The organism is Streptomyces sp. NPDC045022 (genome assembly GCF_056432605.1).
Map to the genome: position 1 here is coordinate 485,229 of NZ_JBWKIR010000003.1, position 20,159 is coordinate 505,387.

Annotated in this window: 20 protein-coding genes; 10 read left to right on the top strand and 10 right to left on the bottom strand. The window is 71.2% G+C overall.

Features of this window, described 5'->3' with window-relative positions; genetic code table 11:
• Positions 1 to 143 precede the first annotated feature (143 nt).
• Complete coding sequence (locus AC07C1_RS08350; protein WP_478937745.1) at positions 144 to 1,133, top strand: GlxA family transcriptional regulator; 990 nt, start codon at positions 144 to 146, stop codon at positions 1,131 to 1,133.
• 99 nt (positions 1,134 to 1,232) lie between these two features.
• Here the strand turns inward: AC07C1_RS08350 and glnA are convergent, their stop codons facing one another.
• Positions 1,233 to 2,642 carry a type I glutamate--ammonia ligase gene (gene glnA, locus AC07C1_RS08355; RefSeq protein WP_478937746.1) on the bottom strand — a complete coding sequence of 470 codons (1,410 nt, stop codon included), beginning with the start codon at positions 2,640 to 2,642 and terminating at the stop codon, positions 1,233 to 1,235.
• Between the two features lie 209 nt (positions 2,643 to 2,851).
• Here glnA and AC07C1_RS08360 point away from each other — a divergent pair, with 209 nt between their 5' ends.
• Positions 2,852 to 3,322 (top strand): RDD family protein, encoded by a 471-nt coding sequence (locus tag AC07C1_RS08360; protein WP_478937747.1) that lies wholly within the window; start codon positions 2,852 to 2,854, stop codon positions 3,320 to 3,322.
• Positions 3,323 to 3,407: 85 nt separating this feature from the next.
• Here the strand turns inward: AC07C1_RS08360 and AC07C1_RS08365 are convergent, their stop codons facing one another.
• A complete protein-coding gene (locus AC07C1_RS08365) occupies positions 3,408 to 5,054 on the bottom strand; it encodes an FAD-dependent oxidoreductase (protein WP_478937748.1) in 1,647 nt (548 codons plus the stop codon).
• A gap of 200 nt (positions 5,055 to 5,254) precedes the next feature.
• On the opposite strand from AC07C1_RS08365, the gene AC07C1_RS08370 reads away from it, so the two are divergent.
• From AC07C1_RS08370 to AC07C1_RS08400, 7 genes are read left to right on the top strand one after another with little or no spacing between them, the layout of a single operon-like run.
• Entirely contained in the window at positions 5,255 to 6,343 is a 1,089-nt protein-coding gene (locus AC07C1_RS08370; protein ID WP_478937749.1) for a SchA/CurD-like domain-containing protein, read from the top strand.
• Positions 6,344 to 6,402: 59 nt separating this feature from the next.
• Positions 6,403 to 6,816: a cupin domain-containing protein gene (locus AC07C1_RS08375; RefSeq protein ID WP_478937836.1), complete on the top strand. Its 414-nt coding sequence runs from the start codon at positions 6,403 to 6,405 to the stop codon at positions 6,814 to 6,816.
• Entirely contained in the window at positions 6,813 to 8,072 is a 1,260-nt protein-coding gene (locus tag AC07C1_RS08380; RefSeq protein ID WP_478937751.1) for a beta-ketoacyl-[acyl-carrier-protein] synthase family protein, read from the top strand. Before AC07C1_RS08375 ends, AC07C1_RS08380 begins: the two co-directional genes overlap by 4 nt.
• Before the next feature lie 7 nt (positions 8,073 to 8,079).
• Entirely contained in the window at positions 8,080 to 9,324 is a 1,245-nt protein-coding gene (locus AC07C1_RS08385; RefSeq protein ID WP_478937752.1) for a beta-ketoacyl synthase N-terminal-like domain-containing protein, read from the top strand.
• Positions 9,325 to 9,346: 22 nt separating this feature from the next.
• A complete protein-coding gene (locus AC07C1_RS08390) occupies positions 9,347 to 9,601 on the top strand; it encodes an acyl carrier protein (RefSeq protein ID WP_478937754.1) in 255 nt (84 codons plus the stop codon).
• 1 nt (position 9,602) lies between these two features.
• Positions 9,603 to 10,082 carry an SRPBCC family protein gene (locus tag AC07C1_RS08395; RefSeq protein ID WP_478937756.1) on the top strand — a complete coding sequence of 160 codons (480 nt, stop codon included), beginning with the start codon at positions 9,603 to 9,605 and terminating at the stop codon, positions 10,080 to 10,082.
• Positions 10,083 to 10,103: 21 nt separating this feature from the next.
• Positions 10,104 to 10,436 carry a TcmI family type II polyketide cyclase gene (locus AC07C1_RS08400; RefSeq protein ID WP_478937757.1) on the top strand — a complete coding sequence of 111 codons (333 nt, stop codon included), beginning with the start codon at positions 10,104 to 10,106 and terminating at the stop codon, positions 10,434 to 10,436.
• Between the two features lie 71 nt (positions 10,437 to 10,507).
• Here AC07C1_RS08400 and AC07C1_RS08405 read toward each other — a convergent pair whose 3' ends face one another.
• The 6 genes from AC07C1_RS08405 to lipB form a co-directional block, all read right to left on the bottom strand.
• A complete protein-coding gene (locus tag AC07C1_RS08405; RefSeq protein WP_478937837.1) occupies positions 10,508 to 11,503 on the bottom strand; it encodes a methyltransferase in 996 nt (331 codons plus the stop codon).
• A 112-nt stretch (positions 11,504 to 11,615) separates the two neighbouring features.
• On the bottom strand, positions 11,616 to 12,710 hold the full coding sequence (locus AC07C1_RS08410; RefSeq protein ID WP_478937758.1) for a right-handed parallel beta-helix repeat-containing protein: 1,095 nt from the start codon (positions 12,708 to 12,710) through the stop codon (positions 11,616 to 11,618).
• Between the two features lie 155 nt (positions 12,711 to 12,865).
• Complete coding sequence (locus tag AC07C1_RS08415) at positions 12,866 to 13,555, bottom strand: DUF4191 domain-containing protein (RefSeq protein WP_478937759.1); 690 nt, start codon at positions 13,553 to 13,555, stop codon at positions 12,866 to 12,868.
• Positions 13,556 to 13,615: 60 nt separating this feature from the next.
• Positions 13,616 to 13,813, bottom strand: coding sequence for an SCO2195 family GlnR-regulated protein (locus tag AC07C1_RS08420; protein WP_356938064.1), 198 nt, complete (start codon positions 13,811 to 13,813; stop codon positions 13,616 to 13,618).
• 227 nt (positions 13,814 to 14,040) lie between these two features.
• A complete protein-coding gene (lipA, locus tag AC07C1_RS08425; RefSeq protein WP_478937760.1) occupies positions 14,041 to 15,006 on the bottom strand; it encodes a lipoyl synthase in 966 nt (321 codons plus the stop codon).
• A gap of 108 nt (positions 15,007 to 15,114) precedes the next feature.
• Positions 15,115 to 15,912: a lipoyl(octanoyl) transferase LipB gene (lipB, locus tag AC07C1_RS08430; RefSeq protein ID WP_478937761.1), complete on the bottom strand. Its 798-nt coding sequence runs from the start codon at positions 15,910 to 15,912 to the stop codon at positions 15,115 to 15,117.
• Positions 15,913 to 16,151: 239 nt separating this feature from the next.
• Between lipB and AC07C1_RS08435 the strand changes: the two genes are divergently transcribed.
• A complete protein-coding gene (locus tag AC07C1_RS08435) occupies positions 16,152 to 17,609 on the top strand; it encodes a regulator (protein ID WP_478937762.1) in 1,458 nt (485 codons plus the stop codon).
• Positions 17,610 to 17,660: 51 nt separating this feature from the next.
• Here AC07C1_RS08435 and AC07C1_RS08440 read toward each other — a convergent pair whose 3' ends face one another.
• Complete coding sequence (locus AC07C1_RS08440) at positions 17,661 to 19,025, bottom strand: NAD(P)/FAD-dependent oxidoreductase (protein ID WP_478937764.1); 1,365 nt, start codon at positions 19,023 to 19,025, stop codon at positions 17,661 to 17,663.
• A 192-nt stretch (positions 19,026 to 19,217) separates the two neighbouring features.
• A complete protein-coding gene (locus AC07C1_RS08445) occupies positions 19,218 to 20,111 on the bottom strand; it encodes a TIGR01777 family oxidoreductase (protein ID WP_478937765.1) in 894 nt (297 codons plus the stop codon).
• Between the last annotated feature and the right edge of the window lie 48 nt (positions 20,112 to 20,159).

Consider the following 20,159-nt stretch of genomic DNA (forward strand, 5'->3'; position numbering starts at 1 on the left):
CTCGGTGTGGCGGCAATGTCATGTAACTTGCAGATCCGGACATCCAACGGGACGGACATCCAACGGGACGGACATCCAACGGGACGGACATCCAACGGGACGGACATCCAACGGGACGGACATCCAACGGGACGGGGGCCCTGGTGAGTGGCGTCGATCGGCTCATCGTCGTGCTCCTCTTCGAGGGCGTCGACCTGCTCGACGTCACCGGCCCGCCCGAGGTCTTCGCGGCGCTGCGCCGGGAGACGGACGACGCGACCGGCTACCACGTCCTCCTGGCCGCCGAGACTCTGGACCCCGTCACGACCTCGGCCGGGGTTCGCGTCCTGCCCGACCTCACCTTCGAGCAGGCCGCGGCGCGCAGCATCGACACCCTGCTGGTCCCCGGCTCGGTGGAGGTCGACGACGAGCGCCGGGTGCGCGCCCTCACGGACCCGGGCGTGGTCCGGTGGGTGAAGGCCCTCGCCGGCCGGGCCCAGCGGGTCGCGTCCGTCTGCGTGGGCGCGCATCTGCTCGCCGCCGCCGGACTGCTCGACGGCAAGCGCGCCACCACCCACTGGTCGACCGCGCAGCAGCTCGCCGCCGACCATCCGTCGGTCGAGGTCGACCCCGACCCCATCTTCATCCGGGACGGCACGGTGTGGACCGGCGCGGGCATCACCGCCTGCCTGGACCTCTCCCTCGCGCTCGTCGCCGAGGACTTCGGCGAGGCCGCCGCCCTGCGCGTCGCCCGGCAGCTCGTGATGTACCTGAAGCGACCGAGCGGTCAGAGCCAGTTCAGCGTCCCGATCGAGCCCGTCTCGACCACCCGGCGCATGGACGAGCTGCGCCGCCATGTCACGCAGCACGTCACCGCACCGCTCACGGTCGCCGATCTCGCCGCGCACGCCCATGTCGGCGAGCGCCAGCTGACCCGGCTGTTCAAGACGGAACTCGGCACGACCCCCGCCTCGTACGTCGAGGCGGCCCGCGTCGAGGCGGCCCGAAACCGGCTGGAGTCCACCGACGACACCCTGGAACGGGTGGCGACCGCCTGCGGCTTCAACACGGTCGACACGCTCATCCGTGCCTTCCGCCGCAAGCTCGGCACGACACCGACGGAGTACCGCAGCCGCTTCCGGCACACCTCCTAGGCCCGCGGGGACCTGGATGCGGCGCAGGCCCCCCGCCGCTCTCCATGGAGAGCGGCGGGGGGCCTGCCGTGCTGCCGGGGGACCCGAAGGGTCCGTCTGTCACACGTCGAAGTACAGCTCGAACTCGTGCGGGTGCGGACGCAGCTGCAGCGGCGCGATCTCGTTGGTGCGCTTGAAGTCGACCCACGTCTCGATCAGGTCGGGCGTGAACACGTCGCCCTGGAGGAGGAACTCGTGGTCGGCCTCCAGCGCGTCGAGGACGGCGCCCAGCGAGGTCGGGACCTGGGCCACGTTGGCGTGCTCCTCGGGAGCCAGCTCGTACAGGTCCTTGTCGATCGGCTCGGCCGGCTCGATCTTGTTCTTGATGCCGTCCAGACCCGCGAGGAGCAGGGCGGAGAAGGCCAGGTACGGGTTGCCGGAGGAGTCCGGGGCGCGGAACTCGACGCGCTTGGCCTTCGGGTTGGACCCGGTGATCGGGATACGCATGGCCGCGGAGCGGTTGCGCTGCGAGTACACCATGTTGATCGGTGCCTCGAAGCCCGGGACCAGGCGGTGGTAGGAGTTCACCGTCGGGTTGGTGAAGGCGAGCAGTGCCGGGGCGTGCTTGAGGATGCCGCCGATGTAGTAGCGGGCGGTGTCCGACAGGCCCGCGTAGCCGGCCTCGTCGTAGAACAGCGGGTCGCCGTTGGTCCACAGCGACTGGTGCACGTGCATGCCCGAGCCGTTGTCACCGAAGATCGGCTTCGGCATGAAGGTCGCGGTCTTGCCGTTGCGCCAGGCCACGTTCTTCACGATGTACTTGAAGAGCTGCAGGTCGTCGGCGGCGGCGAGCAGCGTGTTGAACTTGTAGTTGATCTCCGCCTGGCCGGCGGTGCCCACCTCGTGGTGCTGGCGCTCGACCTTCAGGCCGGACCGCTCCAGCTCCAGGGAGATCTCGGCGCGCAGGTCGGCGAAGTGGTCGACCGGCGCCACCGGGAAGTAGCCGCCCTTGTAGCGGACCTTGTAACCACGGTTGTTCTCCAGGGCGCCGGTGTTCCAGGCACCCGCCTCGGAGTCGATGTGGTAGAAGGACTCGTTCGCGCTGGTCGCGAAGCGGACCGAGTCGAAGACGTAGAACTCGGCCTCGGGACCGAAGTACGCGGTGTCCGCGATACCGGTCGACGCCAGGTACGCCTCCGCCTTCTTCGCCACGTTGCGCGGGTCACGGGAGTACTGCTCGCCCGTGATCGGGTCGTGGATGAAGAAGTTGATGTTGAGGGTCTTGTCCCGGCGGAACGGGTCGACACGCGCGGTGGACAGGTCGGCACGCAGAGCCATGTCGGACTCGTGGATGGCCTGGAAACCACGGATCGACGATCCGTCGAAGGCAAGCTCCTCGTCCGGGTCGAACGCCTCAACGGGCACCGTGAAGTGCTGCATGACGCCCGGCAGGTCGCAGAAGCGGACGTCGACGAACTTGACGTCCTCGTCCGCGATGAACTTCTTGGCCTCGTCGGCGTTCTGGAACATCCAGCTCCTCCTACTCCCGACCGTCCTCGCCGGGGTGGTAGATCGTTCGTGCGGCCAGTGCGGTGGCACACGCTGGTCTCGACCCTAGGGACGGGTGATTTCTCGGGCGTGACCCGTTTGTTTCGCAGAAGTTAACCAGCCACGTTCCACCGTAGCCCCGGCACACCCCTCCGTGTACTGCCCGGAACCGGGCACAGTACCGTGGGCGGGTGGACAACAGGCAGGCAATCGGGTCGTGGCTCTCCGGGCCGCGCGCGGCCATGGAAGAGGCCGGTGCCGACTTCGGATACCGGGGCGAGCAGCTGGGTCTCCCGGAGGAGGGCCCGAACTCGATCGCGCGGCCCGGGCGGCGGCTCGGCGCCCTCGCCGTGGACTGGGCTCTGAGCGTCCTGATCGCATACGGTCTGATCACCGATGGCTACGAGGCCCCCGCGACGAGTAACTGGGCGCTCGGCATCTTCTTCGTCATGAGCGTCCTGACCGTCGGCACGATCGGTTTCACCCCCGGCAAGCGCCTCTTCGGCATTCGGGTGGTGGCTCTGGAGACCGGCACGGTCAATCCGGGCCGCTCGCTGCTGCGCACGGTCCTGCTCTGCCTCGCGATCCCCGCCCTGATCTGGGACCGGGACGGCCGCGGCCTGCACGACCGGCTCGCGAAGACGGTGGAAGTACGGATCTGAGGCCGGGGACCCCCGGTAGGCGGAGGCCACCCGCACCGCCCGGTGCCAGGTGGCCTTCGCCGTGTTTCAGTGCGGTGAACAGGACTCAGCGTGTCCGCAGTACCGCCGCCAGCACTTCCCGCAGCTCGGCCTCCGCGTCCGGTACGGCGCCCGGCGAGCGCCAGGCCACGTACCCGTCCGGCCGCACCAGCACCGCGCCGTCGGCCGTCGTGCCGTGCACCGCCGCCCAGTCCTCGCCCTCCGCGTCGTACGACGGCCCGGCATCGGCCCCCGCACCGATCCGGTACGCGTCCAGCCGGACACCGTCCGTGTCGGCGATGCGGCGGGCGGCGGCCTGCCAGGCGGTGCCCGCGCTCGACCCGGCGTCGCTGAGCAGCACCAGCGACCGCTCGTAGAGATCGAGCGTGGAGAGCCGTTCGCCCGCGCGGTGCAGCCACATGTGGGGGGCCCGGCTGCCCGGCTCCCCGGTCAGGCGCATGCCCTCGGGTACGACCGGCTGGGACGGGTCGGCGCCCACGACGGCCCCCTCCGGGTAGCGGTAGCCGAGGACGACGTTGAGGATGCCGCCGCGCTTGCCGCCGCCGATGCCGGGGGCCGGGGCGAAACCGGGGTGGCTGTGCTCCACGGAGCGGGCCGAGGCACGGGCGCTGGTGGCCAGGGCGACGGGCCGGCGCTCGGTGTCGTAGGTCCGGAGCAGTCCGGGTCCGGCCCAGCCGTCGAGGACGGCGGCCAGCTTCCAGGCCAGGTTGTGGGCGTCCTGGATGCCGGTGTTGGAGCCGAACGCGCCCGTCGGGGACATCTCGTGCGCGGAGTCACCGGCGAGGAAGACCCGGTCGGCCGCATACCTTTGGGCGACGCGTTCCGCGGCGCGCCAGGACGCCTTGCCGGTGATCTCGACGTCGAGGTCGGGGGCGCCGACGGCATGGCGGATGTGCCGCTGGAGCCGTTCCTCGGTGAACTCCCCCAGCGTTTCGCCGTGTTCGGGGTGCCAGGGGGCGTGGAAGACCCAGTTCTCCTTGTTGTCGACGGGCAGCAGCGCACCGTCGGCCCCGGGGTCGGTGAGGTAGCAGCAGATGAAACGCCGCTCACCGACGACGTCGGCGAGCAGTTTGGACCGGAAGGTGACGCTCACGTTGGCGAAGAGGTCACCGGGCCCGCTCTGCCCGATGCCCAGCCGGCCCCGGACGGGGCTGCGCGGGCCGTCGGCGGCGACCAGGTAGTCCGCGCGGACCGTGTAGAGCCGGTCGCTGTCGCGGTCCCGGACGAACGCCGTCACTCCTTCGGGGTCCTGTTCGAAGGACTCCAGCTCGTGGAAGTACCTGAGGTCGCCGCCGAGCGCGCGGGCCCCCTTCACAAGCACCGGTTCCAGGTCGTTCTGGCTGCACAGGCACCACCCCGTGGGACTGAACCTGGCGAGGCCGCCACCCGGGTCGATCTCCTTGAACAGCCACTCACCGGCGTCGCCGACCAGGGTCGGAGTCTGCAGGATGCCGTGGTTGTCCGCGAGGAGCGAGGCCGCCGTCCTGATGTCCGGCTCGACGCCGGCCACCCGGAACAACTCCATCGTCCGCACGTTGTTGCCGCGGCCTCGCGGGTGGATCGAGGTGCCGGAGTGCCGCTCGACGAGCATGTGCCGTACGCCGAGACGGCCTAGGAACAGGGACATGGACAGGCCCACCAGAGAGCCGCCCACGACGAGGACGGGGACCTGGTGATCGGCTTTCTGCTGCATCAAGGACTCCCGAGGCAGGGGTGGGGTGTGGGCGTGTTGGAGTTTCCATGCCCTCTGGGAGGGCTTCCGCGTGCTCAATCACCCACGTGGTTCACGCGAGTCGCGCGCATCGGGGGACCGGCACAGGATCAAAAGGCGCTGACGTCGCGTCATCGGCGGCCGGCGTTCGCCTCTGCCCCCGTGAAGGAGATGTGCGCAGCATGACCACTACATCGGAAAAGGTTTCTCAGCAGCAATTGACGCGACAGGTGTCGAAGCGGGTCTCCCAGTCCGTGTTCGACGGCTCCCGCCTCCGGGTCGTCCTGCTCGTGGACGTACACGACGGCGCCCAGCAGCAGTTCCTGGAGGCCTATGAGCAACTGTGCAACCAGGTGGCGTCGGTGCCCGGCCACGTCAGCGACCAGCTGTGCCAGTCGATCGAAAATCCATCCCAATGGCTCATCACCAGCGAGTGGGAGAGTGCCCCGCCGTTCCTCGCCTGGGTGAACAGCGAAGAGCACGTGCGGATGGTGGAGCCGCTGCACAGCTGTGTACGGGACACCCGCTCGCTGCGCTTCCACGTCGTCCGCGAGACGGGCGGCGAGGCGGCCTCGGCCGCCGCGGCACAGCGCCGGCTCCAGACGTCCCCGCGGATCGGGGACGGTTTGATCCGGCACGCGCTCACCTTCACGGTCAAGCCGGGCAGCGAGCCGAAGGTCGCGAAGATCCTCGCGGACTACGCCTCCCCCGAGGCGCGGGTCGACGAGACCACCCGCCTGGTCCGCACCTCCCTGTTCATGCACGGCAACCGGGTCGTGCGGGCCATCGAGGTCCGCGGCGACCTGCTCGCGGCGCTGCGTCACGTCGCCCGGCAGCCCGAGGTACGGGCCGTCGAGGAGGCCATCAACCCGTACCTGGAGCAGCAGCGGGACCTGAACGACCAGGAGTCCGCGCGCGTCTTCTTCACCCGGGCGGCGCTGCCGGCCGTGCACCACGTCAGCGCCGAGGAACTGCCCGAGGGCGAGCGGTACGCGTTGTACTACCCGGCCCGGCCGGGCAGCGGGATGCAGCTGGCCGAGCTGCTCGCCCGGCAGGACGAGGAGGCGGCGGAGGACCCGGGCAGCCCGGTCCTGCGCAGCACGATCTTCCAGCGCGACGACGTCGTCGTACGGCTGATCGACGTGCGCCCCGGCCCGGGCGCCGACGCCGCCCTGCCGAAGTCCGGGCCCCCGGCCCCGCTGAAGGCCCTGCTGGACGGCGCCGCCGTCCGCATGGAGCTCATCACCGACCGCCGCTCGCCGGATGCCTGACCCCGTCAGGCGCAGCACACTCACGGAGGAACGTCGTGATCAAACCCCTTCCGAAGATCGTGGACCTCAGCGAGGTCGAGCCCAACACCCGGCGCGGCGGTGATCTGCGCGCCATGCTCACCCCGGCCACGGTGGGCTCCACCAGCGGTTTCATGGGCGTGGCCATCATCAAGCCCGGTGACCGCATCGGCGAGCACTACCACCCGTACTCCGAGGAGTTCGTGTACGTCGTCTGCGGGCAGATGGAGGTGGACCTGGACGGCGAGCCGCACCCGCTCCGCCCGGAGCAGGGCCTGATGATCCCCATGAACATGCGGCACCGGTTCCGCAACGTGGGCAACGTGGAGGCGCGCATCGTCTTCCACCTGGGCCCGCTGGCCCCGCGCCCGAACCTGGGCCACGTCGACACGGAGGAGACGGAGCCCGTCGCCGTCGCCGCCGAGCCGGCCGGCCGGGGGCAGGTCCGTTCATGACCCGGCGCGTGGCGGTCACCGGCATAGGCATCGTGGCTCCGGGCGGGATCGGCGTTCCGGCGTTCTGGAATCTGCTCGCCGAAGGCCGTACCGCGACGCGGGGCATCACGTTCTTCGACCCCTCCGGGCTGCGGTCGCGGATCGCCGCCGAGTGCGACTTCGATGCCGCCGCTCACGGCCTGGACGCCGAGCAGACCGAACGGGCGGACCGGTACATACAGTTCGCCCTGGTCGCGGGCGACGAGGCGGTACGGGACTCCGGTCTCGATCTCGCCCGGGAGGACCCCTGGCGGGTCGGGGTCTCCCTGGGCACCGCCGTCGGCGGCACCACCCGGCTGGAGCACGACTACGTCCTGGTCAGCCATCGCGGGCAGCGCTGGGACGTGGACCCCACCGAGGCGGAGCCACAGCTGCACCGGGCGTTCTCGCCGAGCACCGTGGCCTCCGCGGTGGCGGAACGGTTCGGCGCCCATGGGCCCGTGCAGACCGTGTCCACCGGCTGCACCTCCGGCCTGGACGCCGTCGGGTACGCCTTCCACACCGTCCAGGAAGGCCGCGCCGACATATGCATCGCGGGGGCCTCGGACTCCCCGATCTCCCCGATCACCATGGCCTGCTTCGACGCGATCAAGGCCACGTCCCCGAACAACGACGACCCCGCGCACGCCTCCCGGCCCTTCGACAACAACCGTGACGGTTTCGTCATGGGCGAGGGCGGCGCGGTGCTCGTCCTGGAGGAACTGGAGCACGCCCGGGCCCGCGGTGCCCACGTGTACTGCGAGTTCGGCGGCTACGCCACCTTCGGCAACGCCTACCACATGACCGGTCTGACCAAGGAGGGCCTGGAGATGGCGCGGGCCATATCGAACGCCCTCGACCAGGCGCGGCTCGACCCGACGGCGATCGACTACGTCAACGCGCACGGCTCCGGCACCCGGCAGAACGACCGCCACGAGACGGCGGCCGTGAAGCGGGCGCTCGGCCATCACGCCTACGACACCCCGATGAGTTCCATCAAATCCATGGTGGGGCACTCCCTCGGGGCTATCGGCGCCATCGAGCTGGTCGCCTGTGTGCTGGCCCTCGCCAGGCAGGTCGTACCGCCGACCGCGAACTACGAGATCCCCGACCCCGAGTGCGACCTGGACTACGTCCCGCGCGTGGCCCGCGAACGGAAGCTGAGCAGCGTGCTGTCCGTGGGCAGCGGGTTCGGCGGCTTTCAGTCCGCGGTGATCCTGACCCGGCCGAGGGAGTGAGGACACGATGAGCGAACCAGAGGACCGGCGCGCGGCCGTGACCGGCATCGGCGTGGTCGCGCCCAACGGCACCAGCACCGACACCTTCTGGAAGGCCACCCAGGAGGGCCTCAGCGTCCTCGACCGGGTCACCCGCGAGGGCTGCGAGCACCTGCCCCTCAAGGTGGCCGGTGAGGTACGCGCCTTCGACCCGGCCGCCACGATCGAGGAGCGCTTCCTCGTCCAGACCGACCGGTTCACGCACTACGCCATGGCCGCGGCCGACTTCGCGCTGGACGACGCCCGGATCAGGCAGGCCGACACCCCCGACGCGCCGTACTCCATCGGCGTGGTCACCGCCGCCGGATCCGGCGGCGGCGAGTTCGGCCAGCGCGAACTGCAGCGACTGTGGGGCAAGGGCAGCCGGTTCGTGGGCCCCTACCAGTCCATCGCCTGGTTCTACGCCGCGAGCACCGGCCAGGTCTCCATCCGCCGCGGCTTCAAGGGGCCCTGCTCCGTGGTCGCCTCCGACGAGGCCGGCGGCCTGGACGCCCTCGCGCACGCGGCACGGGCGGTACGGCGCGGCACCGACGTGATCGTGGCCGGCTCCACCGAGGCACCGCTCGCGCCGTACTCGATGGTCTGCCAGCTCGGTTACCCGGAGCTGAGCCGCGAGACGGATCCGTCCCGGGCGTACCGCCCGTTCACGGACGCGGCGTGCGGGTTCGTGCCGGCCGAGGGCGGCGCCATGCTCGTGGTGGAGGCGGCGGGCGCCGCCCGGGAACGCGGCGTCGAGGTCCGGGCCGTCATAGCGGGCCACGCGGCCACCTTCACCGGCGCCTCCCGCTGGGCGGCGACCCGCGAGGGCCTCGCCCAGGCCATCCGGCAGGCCCTTCGGGAGGCCGACTGCGCCCCCGAGGAGGTCGACGTGGTCTTCGCCGACGCCCTCGGGGTGCCGGAGGCGGACCGGGCCGAGGCGCTCGCGCTCGCCGACGCCCTCGGCGGGCACGGCACCCGGGTGCCGGTCACGGCACCGAAGACCGGAATCGGCCGGGGGTACTGCGCGGCCCCCGTGCTGGACACCGCGGCGGCCGTGCTCGCCATGGAACACGGCCTGATCCCGCCGACACCGAACGTCTTCGACGTCTGCCACGACCTCGACCTCGTGACCGGCCGGGCCCGGGTCGCCGAAGTGCGGACGGCACTGGTCCTCAGCCGCGGACTCATGGGATCGAACTCGGCGCTGCTGCTCCGGCACGGCGCCGCGCAGTGAGCACAGCAAAGGAGGAGAGCACATGCCCCAGATCACCGTGGAAGAACTCGCCGCGCTGATGAAGAAGGCCGCCGGGGTCACCGTCAGCCCGCAGCAGCTCCAGGAGAAGCCGGACACGGGCTTCGACGTCCTCGGCGTCGACTCGCTGGGCCTGCTCGGCATCGTCGGCGAACTCGAGAACGCGCACGGCACCCCAATGCCGGTCGACGCGGAGCGCTGCAGGACGCCCCAGCAGTTCCTCAACCTCGTCAACACCACCCTGATGGCAGGAGCCTGAGATGGCAGGACACACCCAGAACGAGATCACCATCGCCGCCCCGCTGGACCTGGTCTGGGACATGACCAACGACCTGGAGCGGTGGCCGCAGCTGTTCAGCGAGTACGCGTCCGTCGAGATCCTCGAGAGGGAGGGCGACAGGACGACGTTCCGGCTGACCATGCACCCGGACGACAACGGCACGGTCTGGAGCTGGGTCTCCGAGCGCGAGCCGGACCGCGACAGCCTCACCGTCAAGGCGCGCCGGGTCGAGACCGGGCCCTTCGCCCACATGAACATCCACTGGCGGTACGAGGAGGTCCCCGCCGGGACCCGGATGGTCTGGACGCAGGACTTCGCGATGAAGCCGGACGCGCCCGTGGACGACGCCTGGATGACCGACAACATCAACAGGAACTCGAAGATCCAGCTGGCCCTGATCCGGGACAAGATCGAGCAGGCGGCCGCCGGTCACCGGCCCGCCCCGGCCCTGGCCGACTGAGCCGGACGACAGGAGAAGACCGTGCACCAGGCCCTGATCGTCGCCCGCATGGCCCCGGGTTCCGCTCCCGGTATCGCCAAGGTGTTCGCGGAGTCCGACCGGGGGGAGCTGCCGCACCTGGTCGGCGTCGTCCGGCGCAGCCTCTTCCAGTTCGGCGATGTGTACATGCACCTCATCGAGTCCGAGCGCGAGCCGGGACCGGCGATCGCCAAGGTCACCTCGCACCCGGAGTTCAAGGAGGTCAGCGAGCGCCTCTCGGCGTACGTCAGCGCGTACGACCCGGAGACCTGGCGGTCCCCGAAGGACGCGATGGCACAGCGCTTCTACCTGTGGGAGCGCGACGCCGGAGCCTGATCCCCCGTCCGGCCACCGGTGCCGGGCCCGCGCCCGACGCGGGCCCGGCACCGGTGCTCTCCGGCGCTCGTTCAGGCGGGGATCGTGCAGTCGAACGCGTGCAGGTAGGGGTTGACCGGCCGGATGTCGCCGATGGCCAGACCCGCGGCCTCGAGCCGGCCGACCATGCTGTCGGTGGTGTGCTTGGCCCCGCCGACGTTCAGGAGCAGCAGCAGGTCCATGGCGGTGCTGAAACGCATCGACGGGGTGTCGTCCACGAGGTTCTCGATGACGACGACCCGCGTGCCGGGACCGCCCGCCTCGACGACGTTGCGCAGCAGCCTGGCCGTGGACTCGTCGTCCCACTCCAGGATGTTCTTGATGATGTAGACGTCGGCCTTGACCGGGACGGACGCGCGCACGTCGCCGGGCACGATGTGCGCCCGGTCGGCGAGGTCGCCGCCCGGACGCAGCCGCGGCACGGCGTTCTCCACCACCCGCGGCAGATCGAGCAGATAGCCCCGCATCGCCGGGTACTTGTCCAGCAGGCTCGCCACCACGTGCCCCTGCCCGCCGCCGAGGTCCGCGACGGACGAACTGCCGGACAGGTCCAGGAGCGCGGCGACATCGCGCGCCGACTGCTCGCTGGAGGTCGTCATCGCGCGGTTGAAGACGTCGGCGGACTGCGGGGCGTCCTCGTTCAGGTAGACGAAGAACTCCTTGCCGTAGAGGTCCTCGACGACGTTCCGGCCGCTGCGCACCGCTTCGTCCAGCTTCGGCCAGGCGTCCCAGGTCCACGGCTCGGTGCACCACAGGGAGATGTACCGCAGGCTGTTCGGGTCGTCCTCGCGCAGCAGCCGGGACATCTCGGTGTGGGCGAACGTCCCGTCGGGCCGCTCGGCGAAGACGCCGTAGCAGGACAGGGCGCGCAGCAGCCGGCGCAGCGGCTTCGGCTCGGCCTTCACCGCGGCCGCGAGGTGCTCCACGGTCGTGGGGGCGTCCCCGAGTGCGTCGGCGACGCCCAGCCGGGCGGCCGCGCGGACGGCGGCGGCACATGCCGCCCCGAACACGAGCTCTCTCAGCCGCATCGACGGCGGAGGGGGTGGGGGTGCCCCCTGCTCGAGGGGAGCCGAGAGCTCGGGGGATGGTGCGGTCATGTGCCGCCTTCCTTCCTTGCGTGGGTGGGGTACGGCCGCCCGGTCAGCACAGACCCGCGGGCCTGGAGGCCCGGCAGGAGTTGCTGTCGAAGGCGTTGGCGCTCTTGGCGGCTTCCTGGTTGACGAGGTCCGCGGGGGAGTTGTCCTCCAGGTAGTTGCCGGTGATCCGGTTCCGCTCGCTCGTGACGCCCACGAAGCTCTTGAACAGGACGATGCCGCCGGACAGCGGGGACCTGCCCGAGTGGCCGGTGACCGCGTTTCGCGTGACCAGGGCCTTCTCGGTGCCGGTCAGCACGATGCCGGAGCCCTGGAGGTAGGGCAGCCGGGCGGTCTTCGCGCAGTACTTGTTGTTCCGCTCGATGCGGTTGAGGCTGACGGTCAGGGCGCCCGCCTTCGGCTTGTTCTCGTCGCCGACGACGAACACACCCGCGCAGTTGCCGGTGACGTAGTTGCGCGTGACGACGAGGTTCCGCAGCCGGCGGACGGTGATGCCGATCCGGTTGCCCTCGAGGCGGTTGCGCTCGACGAGCGCGCCCTTGCTGTTCGTGGCGCCTTCCTCGGCCTTCACGTTGTTGGCGAGGAACAGGCCCGCGTCACCGTTGCGCCGGGCGGTGCTGTCCCGGAAGACACCGCGGGTGGAGTGCTCCTGGGCGATGCCCCACTGCCCGTTGCCGTCGGCGGTCACCCGCTCCACGGTCAGGCGGTCGGTCCCCATGGACCACAGGCCGATCCTGGAGAAACCGGTCACCTTCAGGTCGCCGACGGTGACGCCCCGCAGGGGCTTGTCCTTGCCGCCGACCACGCAGATGCCGTTGCCGCCCTCGAGACAGCTGACGGAAGCCTTCCCGGTGACCGGGGCGGCCTTCTTGGCGGCCGTTTTGCCGGCCGGCGCGATCACCGTGGCGTCACCCATGCCGCGCAGGGTCAGTCCCGGCGTTCTGACCGTGACGCTCTCGTGGTAGGTGCCGGCCATGACGAGCACCGTGTCACCCGGCTTGGCGGCGTTCACCACCTTCTGGATCGACTCACCCGGGCGCACCACATGGATCCGGTGGGCGGCGGACGCAGGAGCGGTACCGACGAGCGCGCCGACGAGCGCCGTCGTGCATGCGAGATACGTGATATGGCGTTTTGTCACATGGCGAAGGCTAGGAGCGCATGAGCCGATTACCGGCTGGATGCTCCGTTCGGTGGCGTGTCATGGAACGAGGACGCGGCGCCCACCTGCCCCGGACGGCAATCCGGGGCAGGTGGGCGCCGCGTCCTCGATCCTCCGCGTCACCCGACCGCGGCTCAGCGGCCCTTCGGCATCCGCATGCCCTTGGGCATGGGCCCCTTGGGCACGGGCATGTTGCTCATCAGGTCGCCCAGGGCGCGCAGCCGGTCGTTGGTGGCCGTCACCTGGGGGCCGGTCAGTACGCGCGGAAACTTGAGCATGGTCGTGCGCAGCTTCTTCAGCTCGACCTGGCCCTCGCCGGTGCCGACGATCAGGTCGTGCACCGGTACGTCCGCGACGATACGGTTCATCTTCTTCTTCTCGGCGGCCAGCAGGCTCTTCACCCGGTTCGGGTTGCCCTCGGCGACCAGCACGATGCCGGCCTTCCCGACCGCCCGGTGCACCACGTCCTGGCTGCGGTTCATCGCCACCGCCGGAGTGGTCGTCCAGCCCCGGCCGACGTTGTCCAGCACGGCGGCCGCGGCTCCCGGCTGGCCCTCCATCTGACCGAAGGCGGCCCGCTCGGCCCGGCGGCCGAACACGATCGCCGTCGCCAGCAGGGCGATCAGCAGGCCGAAGATCCCCAGATAGACCGGGTGGCCGATCAAGAAGCCGATCGCGAGGAAGACACCGAGGGTGCCGATGCCCACGGCCGCGAGTACAAGACCGATCTTCTTGTCGGCCTTGCGGGTCATCTTGTACGTGAGGGCGATCTGCTTCAGTCGCCCTGCGTTCGCGGCGTCCGCCGCGGGTTCCTTCCTCGCCATGCCACGAAGTCTACGTGGCTCCGGGAGCGCCGACGACGGCGGTGCCCGGTGGGAAGGGCCTCAGGAGCGGGTGGCGGCCTGCTCCAGGACACGCTGCGCCTCGACCCGGTCCTTGGCACGGCGGCGGTCCTCCAGGACGGAGGTCCAGGCGTTGCGGCGGGCGGTGCGCTGACCGCTGCTCATGAGCAGGGATTCGACGGCGCGGAGGGCGTCGGTGAAGGACGGGATGGCGGTGGCGCGAACGGGCGCGGCCTGCATGGTCGAGGTCCCCCCTCGGTCTGGGTGTACGGGACGTGATAACAGAGTCACTGATTGGTGTTACCAGCGCGTGACCGACCGGTCAAACGCCAGTGAAGCCTTGATGCGCTGCGCCGGAACGCCGACGCGGCCCTGACGGTCGCCCTCATCAGCGAGGACGGTCAGGACCGCGTCGTCTCGGCCATTACTGGCCAGTAATTACTTGTGCGTGAATTCACACGCTTGGCTCACACCGCCTGGGTGGCGATGTACGCGCCACGCCTCTCGATCGCCATCCGGTACAGGCGCCCGGCGCGGTACGAGGACCGCACCAGCGGGCCGGACATCACACCGGAGAAGCCGATCTGCTCGGCCTCCTCCTTCAGCTCCACGAACTCCTGGGGCTTCACCCAGCGCTCCACCGGGTGGTGCCGGACGGAGGGGCGCAGGTACTGGGTGATGGTGACCAGCTCGCAGCCGGCGTCGTGCAGCTGCTTGAGCGCCTCGCTGACCTCTTCACGGGTCTCGCCCATGCCGAGGATCAGGTTGGACTTGGTGACCAGGCCGTAGTCGCGGGCCTCGGTGATGACCTTCAGGGAGCGCTCGTAACGGAAGCCGGGGCGGATGCGCTTGAAGATGCGCGGGACCGTCTCGACGTTGTGCGCGAAGACCTCGGGGCGGGCGGAGAAGACCTCGGCGAGCTGCTCGGGGACCGCGTTGAAGTCGGGGGCCAGCAGCTCCACCTTCGTGCGGCCGCCCTCACGCTCCGCGGTCTGCTGGTGGATCTGGCGTACGGTCTCGGCGTACAGCCAGGCACCGCCGTCCGCCAGGTCGTCACGGGCGACGCCGGTGATGGTGGCGTAGTTCAGGTCCATGGTGACCACGGACTCGCCGACGCGGCGCGGCTCGTCGCGGTCCAGGGCCTCGGGCTTGCCGGTGTCGATCTGGCAGAAGTCGCAGCGCCGGGTGCACTGGTCGCCGCCGATGAGGAAGGTCGCCTCGCGGTCCTCCCAGCACTCGTAGATGTTCGGGCAGCCGGCTTCCTGGCAGACCGTGTGCAGGCCCTCGCTCTTCACGAGGTTCTGCATCTTCGTGTACTCGGGACCCATTTTCGCCCGGGTCTTGATCCACTCGGGCTTGCGCTCGATGGGGGTCTGGCTGTTGCGGACCTCCAGGCGCAGCATCTTGCGTCCGTCGGGTGCGACTGCGGACACGACCGGCTCCCTGTAGCTTCGATTCTTCGGCGTACACCAGGGTACGCCCGTGTTAACTGAGCCCTATCGGTGAGGGCAACCCACTGGCCGCAGGACGCATTCCCTCGATCAGGCGGACGCCTTCTCGATCTCCCGCGGCTTGAGATCCGCGTTCTCCAGGATGTCCTTCAGGTGTTTCTCGATCACCGGCAGGACCTCCTCGATCGTGAGGTCCCGGCCCAGCTCGCCCGCCAGCGAGGCCACTCCGGCGTCTCGGATCCCGCAGGGGATGATCCGGTCGAACCACTTGTTGTCCGGGTTCACGTTGAGCGCGAAGCCGTGCATCGTGACGCCCTTGGCGACGCGGATGCCGATCGCGGCGATCTTCCGGTCCTCACGGCGCTGGCCCGCGTTGGAGGGAGCGTACTCGGGGCCGTTCAGCCGGGGGTCGAACTCCTCGTCGTTCAGCCGGGGGTCGAAGTCCAGGGAGAGGCTGCCGAGCGCCCGCCGCTGCTCGACCGGGTCGCCGAGCACCCACACCCCGCTGCGGCCCTCGACCCGGGTGGTCTCCAGGCCGAACTCGGCACAGGTGCGGATGAGCGCCTCCTCGAGACGGCGCACATGGGCGACGACGTCCACGGGGCGGGGCAGCTTCTGGATCGGGTAGCCCACCAGCTGGCCCGGGCCGTGCCAGGTGATCTTGCCGCCGCGGTCCACGTCGATGACCGGGGTGCCGTCCAGCGGGCGCTCGCTGTCCTCGGTGCGCCGGCCGGCCGTGTACACCGGGAGGTGCTCCAGGAGCAGCACGGTGTCCGGGACCTCGTCGGCGAACCGGGCCGCGTGCACCCGGCGCTGCTCGTCCCAGGCCTCCTGGTACTCGACGGCGTCCGCACCGAACCCCATACGGACGAACCGCAACCCACTCACGGCAAGCGCCTCCCTCAGCGACCGGTGTGCCAGGCGCGTCACGCGCCCACGCCACTGTACGTCCGACCGGCGTACGTCAGCCGTGCGGGCAATCCTCACACGATCGGATGAATGCACGTCGAAGCATGCGATCGCCTGTTCACTCTCCGCTACATTCGCGCCGTTCATGAGGCCATAAGGGCTGCTCAACGGCAAACCGGGCACTTCGAAGGCCCGGAAGGCAGGAGACCGCACCGCAGATGTCGGACCGACCCGCGCAGCGCACCCCCAACCGCCAGCTCGCCGCGCTCATCGCAGAAGCGGGGTTCTCCAACGCGGGTCTGGCCCGTCGCGTCGACCAGCTCGGCCTGGAGCACGGGCTGGACCTCAGATACGACAAGACCTCGGTCACCCGCTGGCTGCGCGGACAGCAGCCGCGCGGGACGACCCCCGCCCTGATCGCCGAGGTGTTCACACGCCGGCTCGGACGCCGGCTCACCGCTCAGGACCTCGGCCTGGACGCCTGTGCGCCGGTGTACGCCGGGCTGGAGTTCGCGGCCACCCCGGAGGAGGCCGTCGACATCGTCAGCGGGCTGTGGCGCAAGGACTCCGGCAGCCACGCCGAACTGCGCAAGATCGCCTTCACCCCGGCGGGGCTCGTCGTGCCCAGCCGGGACTGGCTGATCGGCAAGTCGGACGACAGGGTGGCCCGGGAACCGGCCCCCCGGGTGCCTTCACAGGGCCGGCCCGGCACGGCCCGGGCCCAGCCGCTCGGCCCGCCCCGGGCGCGCGGGCACGCCGAGCGCGTCGCCGGCCACCGGGTCACCGGCGGCGACATCGCCGCGCTGCGCTCGGTCGGCGAGCTGTTCCGCACCCTCGACGACCGGTTCGGCGGCGGCCACGCCCGGCAGGCCCTGGTGCGCTACCTGGAGCACGAGTGCGAGCCGATGCTGCGCGGCAGCTACGACGAGCAGACCGGCCGCCGCCTGTTCACGGCCGCCGCCGATCTGACCCGGCTCGCGGGCTGGACCTCGTACGACATCGCCGCGCACGGCCTCGCCCAGCGCTACTTCGTCCAGGCCCTGCGGCTCGCCCAGGCGGCCGGCGACCGGGCCTACGGCTCCTACGTCCTGGTCACCATGAGCCGCCAGGCCGTCTATCTGGGCCACGGCAGGGAGGCCGTGCAGCTGGCCCGGGTCGCCCAGCAGGGTGTGGGCACCGGCGCACCGCCGGTCGTCCAGGCGCTGCTGCACGCGTCCGAGGCGAGGGCGCACGGGCTCCTGGGCGAGGTGCGGGCCTGCACCGCGGCGCTGGTCCGGGCCGAGCGAGCCCTGGAGGCGGCCCGGCCCGGTGACGAGGTGCCGTACTGGGCCACGTTCTTCGACGAGGCCCAGCTCGCCGACGAGCTGGGGCACTGCCACCGGGACCTGCAGCAGTTCCGGGCCGCCGCGCAGCACGCCGAGCGCTCCCTCCAGCTCCGCGCCCCCTCCTACGCACGCAGCCGCCTGTTCTGCCGGGTCGTCCTCGCCACCGCCCGCCTCGGCCTCGGCGAACTCGACCAGGCCTGCGCGCTGGCCGCGGAGGCCGCCGGTCAGGCGGTGGAGATGCGGTCCGTGCGCGCGATCGAGTACGTGAAGGATTTCGAGCGACGCCTGGAGCCCTACAAGGACGCGGCGCCGGTGCGGGGCTACCGGGAGAAGGTGGCGGCTCTGGGCTGAGGCGGGACGGCGAACCGGTCGCGGGCCCGTTGCCGCGTCCCGCCCGTCGGGCTACGCCGCTCGCGGCATCACCGACATCGGGTCGGCCCGGTGCATCGAGCCCGCCACGCCCAGGTCGGCCAGGATCGCCGCCGTGGCCCGGTGGGCCGAGTGCAGGGCGCCCTGGACCGTGCTGGTGTCCCGGTGGTCGCCGCAGACGTACAGCCCGGCCAGCAGCCGTACCGGCCGGCGCGGGTCGTGCGGCGGACGCATCGCCGGGACCGCCTCCGGCGTGTGGTGCACGGCCAGCGTCTCCCAGCGGCGCGTCGAGGTGCCGTAGAGCCGGGAGAGGTGGATGCGAACCGCCGTGTCCACGCCTTCCGGCGGAGTGCCCAGCACGGTCGAGGAGATCAGCACCCGGCCGCCCGGCGCCCGGCTCGGGTCGACGTTGCTGAGCACCGCCGTGTGCGCCACCGGCCCACCCCGGTCGGCGTCCAGCAGCAGCGAGCTGCCGGTCGTGAAGGCCGCCGCCGGGTCATCGGGGGTGTGGTGCACCACGGTCACCGGATGGAAGTCCGGCACCCTGAGCCCCGGCAGCAACTCCGCCGCGGCCCGCGCGTCGGTCGCCAGCAGCACCGCCCGGCAGCGGACCTCCCCGTGCTCGGCGGTGGTCACCGAGGTCGTGGACACGGAGGTGACCCGCACCCCGGTGTGCACGCTGCCGGGCGGCAACGTCCGGGCCAGCAGTTCCGGCAGCATCTCCGCGCCGCCCTCCGGCACGCCCAGCCGCCCGCTCACGAAGGCGCGCAGCGCCAGATCGGCGCAGCGGCTGGAGGTGGTCAGCTCGGGGTCGCACAGCAGTGCGGCGAGCAGCGGGCGCAGAAAGCCGTCGATGGTGCGGGCCGGCACGCCGCGCTGGGCGAGGGCCTGGGCGGCGGGCAGCTCGGGCCGGGTCAGCAGGCGTTCGACAGGGGTCGCGGCGATCCGGCCGAGGGCGGCCCCCAGCCGGGCCTGGTCCATCGCACCGCCCACCGGCGCGCCGGTCCGGCGGGGCGCGGCCGCCGCGCCTCTCGGGGCGCCGGCGAGAGCGCGCACCACATGGAGTGCGCCCCTTGTGCTCCCCCCGCCCGCCGGGGCGTCCACGCGGTGCCTGCGTCCGTCGCGGTGCAGCAGCACACCCGGCGCGAACCGGCGCAGCACGAGGGAGTCCAGGCCCGGTGAGAGGCCGAGTTCGGGACAGGACGTGGACAGCAGTTGCCCGATGCGGTCGAGCCGGAAACCGTCGACCTTCTCCGTCGACATACGGCCGCCGACATACGGGGCGGCCTCCAGGACCGCGGTCCTGATTCCGGCGCTGGTCAGTCGATGAGCCGCCGAGAGGCCGGCTATTCCGGCTCCCACGATGACGACGTCCACCTGGTACGCGGGCTCAAGCACGAGGCCCCTCCTGTGGTTGCGCGGCCGGTGGAGACGTCATGCCCCCAACTGGCTCCAGCGATACCCGAGTTCGAGTCGAGGTTAGGGCCGTGATCGGTCAGGAACAGTCGCGCATCAACAGGGCACGGTCGCATGGAGGTCGCATGCGGTCACAAGAGGTCTCACGAGATCGCAGGACATCCCTGGCGTATGTCAGGCGACCCGTACCGATTCCTCGATGCCCGGAAACGTGAACCGGAACCCCGACTCCGACAACCGCTTCGGCACCACCCGTTGACTGCCCAGCACATCCCCGGCCATCTCGCCCAGCACCGCCCGCAGCACCGGCGCGGGCACCGGGAGGAGCGCCGGCCGGTGCAGCACCCGCGCCATCGCCTCGGTGATCTCGCGGTTCGTCAGCGGCTGGGGAGCCGTCAGATTGAACGGCCCGGACAGCGCCTCCGCGTCGATGAGATGCCGGATCGCGGCCACCTCGTCGTACAGGGCGATGTACGACCAGTACTGCCGCCCGTCGCCCAGCCGCCCCCCGAGGCCCGCCCGGAACAGCGGGAACAGCCGCCCCCAGGCCCCGCCGCCCCGCGCCACGACCAGCCCCGTGCGCAGGAACACCGTCCGTACGCCCGCCTCCGCGACGGGCGCCGCCGCCTCCTCCCACTCCACGCACAGCCGGGGCAGGAAACCGTCGCCCGGCGGCGCGCTCTCGTCCACCACCCGGTCGCCGGTCTCGCCGTAGAAGCCGATCGCGCTGCCGTTCAGGAACACCCGTGGCGGCTCCGGCAGCGCGGCCACCGCCTCGGCCAGCGTGGCCGTCCCCAGCACCCGGCTGTCACGGATCAGCCGCTTGTACTCCGGTGTCCAGCGCCGGTCGCCCACCCCGGCCCCGGCCAGATTCACCACCACGTCGCAGCCGGCCAGCCCGGCGGCGTCCACCTGCCGCCGGGCGGGGTCCCAGCGGACCTCGTCCGGGCCCCGGGGCGCCCGGCGCACCAGACGCGCCACCTCGTGCCCGTCCGCGGTCAGGGACCGCACCAGAGCGCTGCCGATCAGACCGGACGCACCGGCCACCGCGATTCGCGAACGTTCCATGGTTCTCAGCATGACGGCAGGACCGGCAGGAGACGCGGTGGGACGCCG